15 protein-coding genes are annotated in these 12,376 nt (G+C 66.3%); 13 read left to right on the top strand and 2 right to left on the bottom strand.

What is annotated here, in order from left to right:
• Nucleotides 1-3 precede the first annotated feature (3 nt).
• Both pdxH and HZS63_RS02525 read right to left on the bottom strand, forming a co-directional pair.
• The gene (pdxH, locus tag HZS63_RS02530; protein WP_180682434.1) at nucleotides 4-636 is read right to left on the bottom strand and encodes a pyridoxamine 5'-phosphate oxidase; all 633 of its coding nucleotides are present in this window, start codon (nucleotides 634-636) and stop codon (nucleotides 4-6) included.
• Between the two features lie 43 nt (nucleotides 637-679).
• Complete coding sequence (locus HZS63_RS02525) at nucleotides 680-1,297, bottom strand: gamma-glutamylcyclotransferase (RefSeq protein ID WP_343039938.1); 618 nt, start codon at nucleotides 1,295-1,297, stop codon at nucleotides 680-682.
• A gap of 39 nt (nucleotides 1,298-1,336) precedes the next feature.
• On the opposite strand from HZS63_RS02525, the gene HZS63_RS02520 reads away from it, so the two are divergent.
• From HZS63_RS02520 to HZS63_RS02460, 13 genes are all read left to right on the top strand, one after another.
• Nucleotides 1,337-1,930, top strand: a complete 594-nt coding sequence (locus HZS63_RS02520; protein ID WP_180682433.1) for a YceD family protein — start codon at nucleotides 1,337-1,339, stop codon at nucleotides 1,928-1,930.
• 150 nt (nucleotides 1,931-2,080) lie between these two features.
• Nucleotides 2,081-2,263, top strand: coding sequence for a 50S ribosomal protein L32 (gene rpmF / locus HZS63_RS02515; RefSeq protein ID WP_180682432.1), 183 nt, complete (start codon nucleotides 2,081-2,083; stop codon nucleotides 2,261-2,263).
• A gap of 124 nt (nucleotides 2,264-2,387) precedes the next feature.
• Nucleotides 2,388-3,440, top strand: coding sequence for a phosphate acyltransferase PlsX (gene plsX / locus HZS63_RS02510; protein ID WP_180682431.1), 1,053 nt, complete (start codon nucleotides 2,388-2,390; stop codon nucleotides 3,438-3,440).
• A gap of 36 nt (nucleotides 3,441-3,476) precedes the next feature.
• Nucleotides 3,477-4,496 (top strand): beta-ketoacyl-ACP synthase III, encoded by a 1,020-nt coding sequence (locus HZS63_RS02505; protein ID WP_180682430.1) that lies wholly within the window; start codon nucleotides 3,477-3,479, stop codon nucleotides 4,494-4,496.
• Nucleotides 4,497-4,528: 32 nt separating this feature from the next.
• Complete coding sequence (gene fabD / locus HZS63_RS02500) at nucleotides 4,529-5,500, top strand: ACP S-malonyltransferase (RefSeq protein ID WP_180682429.1); 972 nt, start codon at nucleotides 4,529-4,531, stop codon at nucleotides 5,498-5,500.
• A complete protein-coding gene (fabG, locus tag HZS63_RS02495) occupies nucleotides 5,493-6,242 on the top strand; it encodes a 3-oxoacyl-ACP reductase FabG (protein ID WP_180682428.1) in 750 nt (249 codons plus the stop codon). Before fabD ends, fabG begins: the two co-directional genes overlap by 8 nt.
• A gap of 87 nt (nucleotides 6,243-6,329) precedes the next feature.
• Complete coding sequence (gene acpP, locus HZS63_RS02490) at nucleotides 6,330-6,569, top strand: acyl carrier protein (RefSeq protein ID WP_180682427.1); 240 nt, start codon at nucleotides 6,330-6,332, stop codon at nucleotides 6,567-6,569.
• A 7-nt stretch (nucleotides 6,570-6,576) separates the two neighbouring features.
• Nucleotides 6,577-7,821 carry a beta-ketoacyl-ACP synthase II gene (gene fabF / locus HZS63_RS02485; RefSeq protein WP_180682426.1) on the top strand — a complete coding sequence of 415 codons (1,245 nt, stop codon included), beginning with the start codon at nucleotides 6,577-6,579 and terminating at the stop codon, nucleotides 7,819-7,821.
• Nucleotides 7,822-7,851: 30 nt separating this feature from the next.
• Nucleotides 7,852-8,310, top strand: a complete 459-nt coding sequence (locus HZS63_RS02480; protein WP_180682425.1) for a hypothetical protein — start codon at nucleotides 7,852-7,854, stop codon at nucleotides 8,308-8,310.
• 60 nt (nucleotides 8,311-8,370) lie between these two features.
• Nucleotides 8,371-9,003, top strand: a complete 633-nt coding sequence (rpoE, locus tag HZS63_RS02475; RefSeq protein WP_180682424.1) for an RNA polymerase sigma factor RpoE — start codon at nucleotides 8,371-8,373, stop codon at nucleotides 9,001-9,003.
• A 32-nt stretch (nucleotides 9,004-9,035) separates the two neighbouring features.
• A complete protein-coding gene (locus HZS63_RS02470; RefSeq protein WP_219339051.1) occupies nucleotides 9,036-9,683 on the top strand; it encodes a sigma-E factor negative regulatory protein in 648 nt (215 codons plus the stop codon).
• 6 nt (nucleotides 9,684-9,689) lie between these two features.
• Nucleotides 9,690-10,721 (top strand): MucB/RseB C-terminal domain-containing protein, encoded by a 1,032-nt coding sequence (locus HZS63_RS02465; protein WP_180682423.1) that lies wholly within the window; start codon nucleotides 9,690-9,692, stop codon nucleotides 10,719-10,721.
• 61 nt (nucleotides 10,722-10,782) lie between these two features.
• Nucleotides 10,783-12,321 (top strand): DegQ family serine endoprotease, encoded by a 1,539-nt coding sequence (locus HZS63_RS02460; RefSeq protein ID WP_180682422.1) that lies wholly within the window; start codon nucleotides 10,783-10,785, stop codon nucleotides 12,319-12,321.
• The last annotated feature ends 55 nt before the right edge of the window (nucleotides 12,322-12,376 follow it).

Raw genomic sequence — 12,376 nt, 5'->3', positions numbered from 1 at the left:
CTTTCAGGGCGCGAGCCGTTCCCGAACCCAGGTGCCGCCTTCCTGCCGGTAACGCAGCCGGTCGTGCAAGCGGCTCTGGCGGCCTTGCCAAAATTCCCAGCGGTCGGGGCGCAGGCGGTAGCCGCCCCAATGAGGGGGGCGGGGCGGATGGAGCAGGAACTGGGCGCCGAACTTCGCGGCGTTGGCCACCAGAACGCTGCGCCCGGCGATGACCTGGCTTTGCGGGCTGGCCCAGGCGCCGATGCGGCTGTCCAGCGGGCGGCTGTGAAAGTAGGCGTCGCTTTCCTCGGGGCTGACCTGTTCCACCCGGCCTTCGATGCGCACCACCCGCTCCAGCTCGACCCAGTGGAACTGGAGCGCGGCCCAAGGGTTGCCGGCCAGTTCCTGCCCCTTGCGGCTGTTGTAGTTGGTGTACCAGACGATGCCGCGCTCGTCATACCCCTTGATCAGCACCACACGGGTGCTGGGGCGCAGGTCGCTGGCCACGGTCGCCAGCGTCATGGCGTTGGGTTCGGGCAGCTCGCTCTTGAGGGCTTCGTTGAACCATTGGTCGAATTGCCGCAACGGGTCGGGGTGGGAGGCTTCTTCGCTGAGTTCGGCCTTTTCGTAGCTCTTGCGCAGGTCGGCGATGTTCATGCCCAAAGTATGGCACGGTCGCCTGCCCGCGTGCCGCGAGCTTTCACAGACCGCGCCCGTGGTGCAGCAGCCGCTCCAGCGCCCGGTCGCGGATGCCCAGCGCGCGCAACTGCTCCAGCGTTTGCCGGGCGTAGTCCAGAGTCGTTCCATAGCGGCCCTGCGCATGCCGGAAGATGTGCTGCAATTCTTGTGCTGGCAGTTCCCCGGTGAAGTTCGGGCTGCGCCGCGACAGCGTGAACGCCAGCGCGGTGACGGGCCCCTGCGGTGTGCGGCAACGCAACCAACGGGGGTCGTACACCGGGTTGGGCATTTCTCGCTCCCAGAGCCGGGGCAGCATCTGCGGCACATCGGCGGCGGGCACGCGCAGTGCGATACCCTGACAGCTGCCGCCAGGCAGCAGGGCGAACACCAGGCCCGGGCGTTGCGGCGTGCCTCGGTTGACGCGGCTCCACATCTTGAGGGCGCGGTGGTAGCCATGCACCGTGGCCAAGCGCCGCTCGATCACCGGGAATTCCGTTTTCCAGATCAGCGAGCCGTAGGCGAACAACCACAGGTCAGGGTGGCCCATGGCCTGCCATTGGCCCATGGCTTGGCGCAGCATGGCTTGTGAGCAGCGCATGCTTGCCTCGGCGGCGGAATGGGGGTGAGCGGTTTCGGACATTCGAATTTAGAATCAACAAGCATTATTCATACCCGACCCATGTCCACAAGTTCCCCCGTGTTGTCTGTCCAGGCGCTGGATGTGCGTCAGTTGGCGCGTTCCGGTGAGGTGTTCTCGGGTGTCATCCGTCTGGCGGATCTGCAACGCTGGCAGGCAGATGCCCCCGCATGGACGCAGCCGGCCGACGCACCGCCTCTGGCGCTGAACTGGCAGGTGCGCGGGGACGTCCGCATGCCCCTGGGCGGGGCGGAGCAGGTCTGGCTGCGTCTGTGCTTGACCGGGCGGGTGCCGCAGGTGTGCCAGCGCTGTCTGTCGGTGTATCTGGAGACGCTCGAGGTCGATCGCTGGTTCCGTTTCGTCGCCGACGAGGCCACGGCCGAGGCCGAGGACGACGAAGCCGAGGAGGATTTGCTGGTCTGGACGCCGCGCTTGAACCTGCAGGAGCTCATCGAGGACGAGCTGATCCTGGCCTTGCCGCTGGTGCCCATGCATGACGTGTGCCCGCAGGCCTTGCCCACCGAGGCGGTGGACGACGGCTTTGAGCAGAGCGTGCGTCCGAATCCGTTCGCGGCGCTGTCGGCCCTGAAGGGGAAGGGCGTGCGCGGTGGCCCCGAAGGGGAGGGGCGTTCGTGAGGGGTTTGGACGTTTGTTGCCTGACTGGGTATAATGCAGGGTTTCGCGCTGGTCTGAAGAGACAAATTCCGGCTGGTGCAGTTGAATGTCGTCCGTTTTTCTTTGGGTTTTCAGGCCGCGAGGCCCCAGCTTTTTTCACAGGAGCCGACCATGGCTGTCCAGCAAAACAAAAAGTCTCCTTCCAAGCGCGGCATGCACCGTTCGCACAACGCTCTGTCGGTGCCGGGCATCGCTGTCGAGCCGACCACTGGCGAGGTGCATCTGCGTCACCACGTCAGCCCCAACGGCTTCTACCGTGGCCGTCAGGTGCTGAAGAACAAATCCGAGGCCTGATTCCGCGTGCCGGCCTGCGCCCGCTGGGTGCGGCTGGTCATGAAGGCCCGCATGCCTCATGCGGGCCTTTTGTGTCTGGGGCTGGCGTTCCTGGCGCTGTGCATAACCGTCTGAAAGACTGTCCATGATCACCATCGCGGTGGATTGCATGGGGGGTGACCATGGACTGGCTGTCACCCTGCCTGCGTGTGCGGCCTTCCAGGCGGCCCATCCGGATGCGCGGCTGATCTTGGTGGGGCAGTCCGAAGCGCTGCTCCCTCTGCCGGCGGGGTTGGATCCGGCTCGGTGCGCGGTCGTGCCGGCCAGCGAAGTCGTGGCCATGGACGATCCGGTGGAAGTGGCCTTGCGCCGCAAGAAGGATTCGTCCATGCGGGTCGCCATCACCCAGGTCAAGGAGGGCGCGGCTCAAGTGGCCGTCTCGGCCGGCAACACCGGGGCGTTGATGGCCATTGCCCGCTATGTTCTGAAAACGCTCGAAGGCATCGACCGGCCCGCCATCGCCTCTCAGATGCCCAACGTCAAAGGGCAGGCCACCACGGTGCTCGATCTGGGTGCCAACGTGGACTGCACGGCCGAACATCTCTTGCAATTCGCGGTGATGGGGTCGGCCCTGGTGGCTGCGGGCGGCAAGAAAGCCCCCACGGTCGGGTTGCTCAACATCGGTGAAGAGGTGATCAAGGGCAACGACGTGATCAAGCAAGCCGGTCAGTTGTTGCGCCAGGCCGCCGAGCGCGGCGACCTGAACTTCCACGGCAATGTCGAAGGCAACGATCTGTTCAAGGGCACGACGGACATCGTGGTCTGCGACGGTTTTGTCGGTAATGTGGCGCTCAAGGCCAGCGAAGGGCTGGCCAGCATGATCGGTGGCTTCATTCGCGAGGAGTTTTCCCGCAGCTGGTACACCCGTTTCGCGGCCCTGGTGTCCTCCCCGGTGCTGACCTCCTTCAAGCACCGGGTGGACCACCGCCGCTACAACGGCGCGGCGTTGCTGGGTTTGCGCGGCCTGGTGTTCAAGAGCCACGGGTCGGCCGACGCTTACGCGTTCGAGCAGGCCCTGGTTCGCGCGTATGATGCGGCCCGTAACCAATTGCTGGAGCGGGTGCGTGCCCGCATCGCCCGGGCGGCTCCGCTGATGTCGACCGCCGAGGCCGATGCCGTCCCGGCTCCGAACTCCTGAATGCCGGCTGCGGTCCGGCATCTGAACACGCATTCTATGAAACGCTATTCCCGCATCACCGGCACCGGCAGCTATCTGCCGCCCAAGCGCCTGACCAATGCCGACCTGGTGGCCCTGCTCGCGGCCCGGGGCGTCGAGACCAGTGACGAATGGATCGTCGAGCGCACCGGCATTCGTGCCCGCCATTACGCGGACGACGGCGTCAACGCCAGCGACCTGGCCCTGCAGGCCTGCCTCAAGGCCCTGGAAGCCGCCGGGCGGCAGGTGGGCGACATCGATCTCATCATCGTCGCCACGTCCACGCCCGACATGGTGTTCCCCTCCACCGCTTCCATCCTGCAGCGCAAGCTGTCGGAAGTGGCGCAGGCCCAGGGGCAGGCCGACGCGGCCGGTGGTGCAGCGTTCGACGTGCAGGCGGTGTGCAGCGGCTTCATCTACGCCCTCACGGTGGCCGATGCCATGATCCAGACCGGCGCCGCACAGCGTGCGCTGGTGGTGGGCTCGGAGGTGTTTTCGCGCCTGCTCGATTTCAACGACCGCACCACCTGTGTGCTGTTCGGTGATGGCGCGGGCGCCGTGGTGCTGGAGGCCACCGAACACGACGGCTCCGGCCCGGCCGTCCTGGCCAGCGACATCCATGCCGATGGCCGTCACACCGGCATCCTGTGTGTGCCGGGCACGGTCAGCGGCGGGCAGGTGCTGGGCGATCCGCTCCTCAAAATGGACGGTCAGGCGGTATTCAAGCTGGCCGTGGGGCTTTTGGAAGATGCCGCCCGCGCTACGCTGGCCAAGGCCGGCATGGTGGACGCCGACATCGACTGGCTGATCCCGCATCAGGCGAACATCCGCATCATGCAGAGCACGGCGCGCAAGCTCAAGCTGTCCATGGACAAGGTGGTCGTCACCGTACACGACCACGGCAACACCTCGGCCGCTTCGATTCCGCTGGCGCTCGACCACGGCGTGCGCGCCGGGCAGGTGCGGCCCGGCCAGTTGCTGATGCTGGAGGGCGTGGGCGGGGGCTTTACCTGGGGGGCGGTGTTGGTTCGCCTGTGAGGGTTCCCCGGGAGCAACGAAAGGAGAAACAGATGACGTTTGCGTTCGTATTCCCCGGCCAGGGGTCGCAGTCGGTGGGCATGCTCGACGCCTGGGGTGACCACCCAGTGGTGGCCGAGACTTTGAAAGAGGCCTCCGACGCCCTGGGCGAGGATGTGGCCCGACTGATCCATGAAGGCCCGAAAGAGGTGCTGGCGTTGACCACCAACACCCAGCCGGTGATGCTGGTGGCCGGTGTGGCCGCTTGGCGCGTCTGGCGCGCGGCAGGCGGGGCACTGCCGGCGGCGATGGCCGGGCATTCGCTGGGCGAGTATTCCGCTTTGGTGGCTGCCGGTGTGCTGACGCTGGCTCAGGCCGCGCCGTTGGTGCGCTTTCGGGCGCAGGCGATGCAGGATGCGGTGCCGGTGGGCATGGGCGCGATGGCCGCCATTCTGGGCATGGACGCCGAGCGTGTCCGCGCCGGCTGTGTCGAAGCCCAAGCCTCTTTTCCCCCCGGCAGCGGCGAGGTGGTCGAAGCCGTGAACTTCAACGATCCGGCTCAGACGGTGATCGCCGGCAGCAAGGCCGCGGTCGAGAAGGCCTGCGAGGTGCTCAAGGCCAACGGTGCCAAGCGTGCGTTGCCGCTGCCGGTGTCGGCGCCGTTCCATTCCAGCCTCATGAAGCCCGCCGCCGAACGACTGAAAGAGAAGCTGGCGCTCACGACGTTCGCCGCGCCGCAGATCCCGGTGCTCAACAACATCGACGTGGCGGTGGAAACCGACCCCGACCGCATCCGCGATGCCTTGTACCGCCAGGCTTTTGGCCCGGTGCGCTGGGTCGAGTGCGTGCAGGCGCTCAAAGCGCGCGGCATCACCACGGTGGTGGAGTGTGGTCCCGGTAAAGTGCTCGCCGGCCTGGTCAAGCGCATCGACGCCGAACTGGCCAGTGCCGCCCTGTACGATCCGGCCACCCTCGCCGAAGTCCAGGCCCTGTTGGGCTGCATCGAAGGAGGAGCGCATGTCTGAAACCGTTTTTGCGGGCCAGGTGGCCCTGGTCACGGGGGCTTCGCGTGGCATTGGCGCGGCCATCGCGCTGGAACTGGCCAGACAAGGCCTCAAGGTCATCGGCACCGCCACCAGCGACGAAGGGGCGGCCAAGATTTCCCAGGCCTTGTCGGCCCATGAGGGCTGCCGCGGCGCCAGGCTGGACGTGAACCAGCTCACCGAGGTCGAAGCGCTGGTCGATGCCATCGTCAAGGAGCACGGGGCGCTGCATGTGCTGGTCAACAATGCCGGCATCACCCGCGACATGCTCGCCATGCGTCTGAAGGACGAGGACTGGGACGCCGTGCTGGACACCAACCTCAAGGCCGTCTTTCGCCTGAGCCGCGCCGTGATCAAACCCATGATGAAACAGCGCTATGGCCGCATCATCAGCATCACCAGCGTGGTGGGGGCATCGGGCAATCCCGGGCAGGCCAACTACGCCGCCGCCAAGGCCGGTGTGGCCGGCATGACCCGAGCGCTGGCGCGCGAACTGGGCAGCCGAAACATCACCGTCAACTGCGTGGCGCCGGGCTTCATCGAGACCGACATGACCGCCGCCCTGCCGCAAGCCCAGCAGCAGGCGTTGTTGAATCAGATCCCGTTGGGGCACCTCGGCAAACCGGCCGACATTGCCCATGCCGTGGCCTATCTGGCCAGTCCGCAGGCCGCTTACGTGACGGGGCAGGAACTGCACGTCAACGGCGGCATGTTCATGGCCTGATAACATTCGCCCCCAGCCGTTTTGCAGGGGTCTTGTAGGCCCCGGCTAAAATGGCATGACTGTTTTTAACCACCCTCAGAGGGAACTATGAGCGATATCGAAGCACGTGTGAAGAAAATCATTGCCGAGCAACTCGGCGTGGAAGAGTCCCAGGTGACCAATGAAAAGGCTTTCGTGGCCGATCTGGGCGCCGACTCGCTCGACACCGTGGAACTGGTGATGGCCCTCGAAGACGAGTTCGGCATCGAAATTCCCGACGAAGACGCCGAGAAGATCACCACCGTGCAAAACGCCATCGACTACGCGCTGGCCCACCAGAAGGGCTGATCCGCCGATGAGCCGTCGCCGTGTCGTCGTGACCGGTCTGGGCTGCATTTCCCCCGTGGGCAACACGGTGGAGCAGGCTTGGGCCAACCTGATCGCCGGGCAGTCCGGCATCGACCTCATCACCAAGTTCGACGCCTCCAACTTTGCCTGCAAGATTGCGGGCGAGGTCAAGGGTTTCGACCTGGAGTCCTACATCAGCGCCAAAGAGGCGCGGACCATGGACACCTTCATCCATTACGGCATCGCCGCCGCCGTGCAGGCCGTGCAGGATGCTGGCCTGCCCACGGGCGAGGCACTGGGGGAAGAGGAGGCGTGCCGCATCGCGTGCATCATCGGCTCCGGCATCGGTGGGCTGCCCCTGATCGAGGAAACCCACGCCGAACTGACGAACCGTGGCCCGCGCCGCATCTCGCCCTTCTTCGTGCCGGCCTCGATCATCAACATGATTTCCGGGCACGTGTCCATGCGGTTTGGCTTTAAGGGGCCGAACCTGGCGGTGGTCACGGCCTGCACCACGGGCCTGCACTGCATTGGCGAGGCGGCCCGCAAGATCGAGTACGGCGACGCCGACGTGGTGATCGCCGGGGGGGCGGAGTCGACCGTGTCGCCGCTGGGCATCGGTGGCTTTGCAGCCATGCGCGCCCTGTCCACCCGCAACGACGACCCGAAAACCGCCTCCCGCCCGTGGGACAAGGACCGCGACGGCTTCGTGCTGGGCGAAGGCGCTGGCGTGATGGTCCTCGAAGAGTACGAGCGCGCCAAGGCTCGCGGCGCCAAGATCTATGCCGAGCTCGCCGGTTACGGCATGAGCGCCGACGCCGGGCACATGACCGCGCCCAACATGGACGGCCCGCGCCGCTCCATGCTGAACGCCCTGCGCAACGCCGGCGTGAACGCCGATGAGGTCGATTACCTCAACGCCCATGGGACTTCCACCCCGCTGGGCGACATCAATGAAACTCAGGCGATCAAGGCCGCGCTGGGAGATCATGCCCGCAAGGTGGTGGTGAATTCCACCAAGTCCATGACCGGGCACCTGCTCGGTGGTGCGGGTGGCATCGAGAGCGTGTTCACCGTGCTGGCGGTGCATCACCAGAAAAGCCCGCCCACCACCAACATCTTCACCCAGGATCCGGAGTGCGACCTGGACTATTGCGCCAACACCGCGCGGGACCTGAAGATCGACGTGGCCATGAAGAACAATTTCGGCTTCGGCGGCACCAACGGCACCCTGGTGTTCAAGCGGGTCTGACGCTGCGGGCCTGCCCACCCGCCTCAGCCGATGACGGGGCCACCCGATGCGAGCCATCCCTTCGGGGCGTCGTCGCCCGGTATCTGGGTGCTGGCCGCTCTGGGCGGGTTCTGGGCCATCGGTCTGGCCGTCTGGGCCTGGGCTTGGACAGGCGCCGGTTTGCCAGGCGCATGGTGGCTGTCGGCCACCGCCGGCTCGTTGTGCTTGCTCTGGTGCGGTTGGGGCCTGCGTTCCCGCAGGCAGGGAAACCTGGTCTGGACGGCCGGTGCGCCGGGTCGCCATCCTGGTGGCTGGTCTCTGCTCGTGCGCCATGGCGGCCGGGCGGTTCCTGTCACCCGCATCGAGTGCGTGCTCGATCTGCAGCAGGCGCTGCTGCTTCGCGTGCACCCCCGCAGCGGCCCACCGGCCTGGATCTGGTTGCTGCGGCGTGACGATCCGCAGGGCTGGGCCATGATGCGCCGAGCCGTGTTCGCCACCGGCGGTCGTTGATTTCGATGCGCCGGGCCGTCGTGGGCAGGCGATCGGTTATATTTGCCGGCCAGATTCCGCATGACCGACCCCAACGCCTCCCCTCCCGACGCCGACTTTCTGCTGGTGCAGCGCACCCTGGCAGGGGATCAGCGCGCCTTTGAAATGCTGGTGATGAAATACCAGCGCCGGGTCGAACGGCTGGTGGGGCGGATGGTCCGCGACGGCGATCTGGTGCAGGACATTGCGCAGGAGACGTTCATCCGCGCCTACCGGGCGCTGGGGCAGTTCCGGGGCGAGGCACAGTTTTATACCTGGCTCTACCGGATCGCGGTCAATACCGCGAAAAAACAGCTCATGGAGCTCAAACGCGATCCGGTGGTGCTCATGAGTGCGCTCAAGTCGTCGGAAGACGATGAAACTTCCGGCGTCGAACACGAACTAAATGCCCAAGTAGCCGATGCCGAGACGCCGGAGGCGGTGCTGGCGAGCAAAGAGATTGCCGAAGCCGTCAATGCCGCCATGGAGGCCCTGCCCAAGGAATTGGGTCAGGCCATCACCTTGCGCGAGATCGAGGGGCTGAGCTACGAGGAAATTGCACAGGCGCTGGACTGCCCGATCGGGACCGTGCGCTCGCGCATTTTCCGGGCCCGGGAAGCCATTTCGGCACGGATCAAACCGCTGCTGGAGCGGCAGACCGGCAAGCGCTGGTGACCCCAGCCCAGGTTTTTTGGAAGTGTAAGACCATGCAGACAACGCACACCCCCACAGCCTCTGCGGCCGCGCAGGGATCGTTCCGCTCGTCAGTCGTGGATGAGGGGGTGTCGCTGCCTGAGCGGCTGTCGGCGCTGGTCGATGGTGAATGCGGTCTGGATACGGCCCGAATGGTCGCCTCGGCCATGGCAGGGTCGGCTGAGCTGCACCAGGCCTGGACCGGTTTTCACTGCGTGGGTCAGGCCCTGCGGGGAGAGCCGGAAATGCCGGCCGATCCCGCTTTCGTCGCGGGGGTGATGGCCCGCATCGCCCGTGAGGAGGTCCAGCCTCGAGGGGCGGCCGAACGGCGTCTGCCAGCGGCGGCAGCGGCAACAGAGGCGGCCAATGACGCGGTGTTTCGCTGGAAAATGGTGGCCGGTGTCGCCTCTTTGGTGGCGGTGGCGGCGGTGGCTTGGCAGATCGTTGCCACCCCGTTGAGTGCGGCCGGGCCGCAGCTGGCCCAGGCGCCGGCTGCCGGGCAGGCCCCGTTGCAGGCGGTCATCACGCCGCAAGGCGTGATGCTGCGCGACCCGCAGTTGGAGGAGTTTCTCGCCGCCCACCGCCAGTTGGGCGGTATGTCCGCACTGCAGATGCCTGCGGGTTTTCTGCGCAATGCCACGTATGAAGCCCCGCAACGTTGACCACTCATGAGCAAGCGCATCGTGCTGTCGTCCTGGGGCGTGGCCCTGTTCGCTGTGTCGGCGTTGCTCGGCTCCGGCGTGCAGGCCCAAGCCTTGCCCTCGTCGTCATCCGGGGCGCATCCCCAGGCTGCGATGGCAGTGACCGACATGGGGATACGCGACTGGCTGGAGCGGTTGCATGAGGCCTCCCGCCGTCGTGCCTACGTGGGGACCTTCGTGGTGTCCAGCGGGGCCGACATGGCGGTGTCCAAAATCTGGCATGTGTGCGACGGCGTGCAGCAGTTGGAGCGTATCGAAACACTGACCGGAGCGCCCCGCACCACGCTGCGCCGCAACGACGAGGTGATGACCTTCGTCCCGGAGCAAAAGGTCGTGCTCAAGGAGCGGCGTGAAGCCTTGCGCTTGTTCCCCGACCTGTTGCGCGCCCCGGGGCAGCAGATCGAAGCTTTCTACGCGGCCCGTGTCGTGGGCAGCGAGCGGGTGGCAGGTCATGATGCGGTGGTGGTCGATTTCGTGCCCAAGGACGGTCTGCGGCATGGCTACCGCATCTGGTCTGAAAAAGCCACCGGACTGGTGATCAAAATGCAGACTCGCAGCGCCGAAGGTCGGGTGCTGGAGCAGGTGGCCTTTACCGAGCTGCAGCTCGATGCCCCGGTGCGCATGGACGCGCTGGTGCGCCAGATGGAGAACACGGCTGGCTACAAGGTGGTGCAGCCCGAGTGGCGCAAGACCACGCCGGAAGCGCAAGGTTGGCGGCTGAAGGCCGAAGTACCCGGTTTTCAGCCCATGAATTGCTACGTCCGTGCCGAGCCTGCAGCGTCCAGCACGGTCCAGTGGGTGTTCTCTGACGGCCTGGCTTCGGTCTCGCTGTTTCTGGAAACCTTTGACGCCAAACGGCACACCAAGGAAAAAACCGCAGCCGACGGTGCCATCCACTCGGTTTCGCGTCGCGTGGGCGATCATTGGGTGACGGCGCTGGGTGAGGTCCCCGCCGAGACGCTGGATATGTTCGTTCAGGCGCTGGAGCGCACGCGCTGATCCAGGTCTGCCCGAGAGGTGGCGTTGCCCGGCGGGGCCCGCTTTCAAGTACGGAGATGAGATGCCTTCTACGTCTGTGAATCAACCATGGAAACGCTACGGTGTGGCCGGTGCCGCCGCCCTGGGGCTGGTGGCGGTGTTGTGGGCGGTGAACCACGGCGTCGTGGGCGCGCAGCCCGCCGCAGTGGCCAATCCCGTGCCGCCCGTGACGACGCTGCAGCCTGCGCCAGTGGAGGTGCGTGGCCTGCCCGACTTCACCTCACTTGTCGAGGCGGTGGGGCCTGCCGTGGTCAACATCCGTACCATCGAGCGGGTGCGACGGGGCGCGGGGCCCGCCAGCCCCGAAGAGCAGATGCTCGAATTTTTCCGCCGTTTCGGTATCCCGGTGCCGCCGGGCATGGTGCCGCGCGGCCCCCAGCCCCGCCAGGAACAGGGGCCGGAAATCGAGCGTCCTCGTGGGGTGGGTTCTGGCTTCATCCTCAGTGCTGATGGCTACATCATGACGAATGCCCATGTGGTCGAGGGCGCTGACCAGGTGATCGTGACGTTGCCAGACAAGCGCGAGTTCACCGCCCAGGTGGTCGGCGCCGACCGGCGCACCGATGTGGCGGTGGTCAAAATCGAGGCCGAAGGGCTGCCGGCGGTGCGTATCGGCGATGTGAGCCGCCTGCGCGTCGGGGAATGGGTGATCGCCATCGGCTCACCCTTTGGCCTGGAGAACACGGTGACGGCCGGCATCGTCAGTGCCAAGCAGCGCGACACCGGCGACTATCTGCCGTTCATCCAGACCGATGTGGCGATCAACCCCGGCAACTCCGGTGGTCCGTTGATCAACATGCGCGGCGAGGTGGTGGGCATCAACAGCCAGATCTATTCGCGCTCCGGCGGGTTCCAGGGGATTTCCTTTGCCATCCCCATCGATGAGGCGGTGCGGGTGTCCGATCAGCTGCGTGCCACCGGGCGGGTCACGCGCGGGCGCATCGGCGTGGCCATCGACGGCGTGAGCCGCGAACTCGCCGATTCGCTGGGCTTGCCGCGGGCAGAAGGAGCGCTGATTCGGGGCGTGGAGAACAACTCGCCTGCCGCCCTGGCCGGCATCGAGCCCGGTGACGTGATCCTGAGCTTCGACGGCAAAGCGGTGGAGAAATCGTCCGACCTGCCGCGTATCGTGGGCAATACCGCGCCGGGGTCGAAAGTCCAGGTCAAGGTCTGGCGCCGGGGGGCCGAGCGCACGCTGACCGTGACCGTCGGGGCGTTCGAGGACGAGCAGGTGGCCCGGGCAGGCTCTTCCCCTGCCGAAGCGCCCAAGGCCACGAAGGCTTCCGAGTTGCTCGGCCTGACGGTGCGCGAACTCAGCGCCGCCGAGAAGCGCGAGCTCAAGGTCGATGGCGGCGTGCTCATCGTCGGTGTGCAAGGGCCTGCCGCCCGAGCGGGCCTGCGCGAGGAGGACGTGATCGTCGGCGTGGGCAACCGCCAAATCGCGAACATGGCCGATTTCGAGGCCGCGGTGGCGGGTCTGCCCCAGGATCGACCGGTCAACATGCTGATCAGACGCGGGGACTGGGCGCAGTATGCGCTGATCCGCCCCGACGCGCGCTGAAAGCGACGGTTTCCGCCTTAGCCCTTACAATGAAGGGTTGACCGCCGGCGGCACA

Origin of the sequence: Tepidicella baoligensis, assembly GCF_013432195.1 — a bacterium.
Classification (GTDB): Bacteria; Pseudomonadota; Gammaproteobacteria; order Burkholderiales; family Burkholderiaceae_C; genus Tepidicella; species Tepidicella baoligensis.
Note: the sequence above shows the minus strand (reverse complement) of the source record. Positions and strands in the feature narration are given on the sequence as shown.

Excerpts from the sequence above, each read along its gene's own strand:
- pdxH (WP_180682434.1), bottom strand. The coding sequence starts at position 636 with ATGAACATCGCCGACCTGCGCAAGAGCTACGAAAAGGCCGAACTCAGC.
- HZS63_RS02525 (WP_343039938.1), bottom strand. The coding sequence starts at position 1,297 with ATGTCCGAAACCGCTCACCCCCATTCCGCCGCCGAGGCAAGCATGCGC.
- HZS63_RS02520 (WP_180682433.1), top strand. The coding sequence starts at position 1,337 with ATGTCCACAAGTTCCCCCGTGTTGTCTGTCCAGGCGCTGGATGTGCGT.
- rpmF (WP_180682432.1), top strand. The coding sequence starts at position 2,081 with ATGGCTGTCCAGCAAAACAAAAAGTCTCCTTCCAAGCGCGGCATGCAC.
- plsX (WP_180682431.1), top strand. The coding sequence starts at position 2,388 with ATGATCACCATCGCGGTGGATTGCATGGGGGGTGACCATGGACTGGCT.
- HZS63_RS02505 (WP_180682430.1), top strand. The coding sequence starts at position 3,477 with ATGAAACGCTATTCCCGCATCACCGGCACCGGCAGCTATCTGCCGCCC.
- fabD (WP_180682429.1), top strand. The coding sequence starts at position 4,529 with ATGACGTTTGCGTTCGTATTCCCCGGCCAGGGGTCGCAGTCGGTGGGC.
- fabG (WP_180682428.1), top strand. The coding sequence starts at position 5,493 with ATGTCTGAAACCGTTTTTGCGGGCCAGGTGGCCCTGGTCACGGGGGCT.
- acpP (WP_180682427.1), top strand. The coding sequence starts at position 6,330 with ATGAGCGATATCGAAGCACGTGTGAAGAAAATCATTGCCGAGCAACTC.
- fabF (WP_180682426.1), top strand. The coding sequence starts at position 6,577 with ATGAGCCGTCGCCGTGTCGTCGTGACCGGTCTGGGCTGCATTTCCCCC.
- HZS63_RS02480 (WP_180682425.1), top strand. The coding sequence starts at position 7,852 with ATGACGGGGCCACCCGATGCGAGCCATCCCTTCGGGGCGTCGTCGCCC.
- rpoE (WP_180682424.1), top strand. The coding sequence starts at position 8,371 with ATGACCGACCCCAACGCCTCCCCTCCCGACGCCGACTTTCTGCTGGTG.
- HZS63_RS02470 (WP_219339051.1), top strand. The coding sequence starts at position 9,036 with ATGCAGACAACGCACACCCCCACAGCCTCTGCGGCCGCGCAGGGATCG.
- HZS63_RS02465 (WP_180682423.1), top strand. The coding sequence starts at position 9,690 with ATGAGCAAGCGCATCGTGCTGTCGTCCTGGGGCGTGGCCCTGTTCGCT.
- HZS63_RS02460 (WP_180682422.1), top strand. The coding sequence starts at position 10,783 with ATGCCTTCTACGTCTGTGAATCAACCATGGAAACGCTACGGTGTGGCC.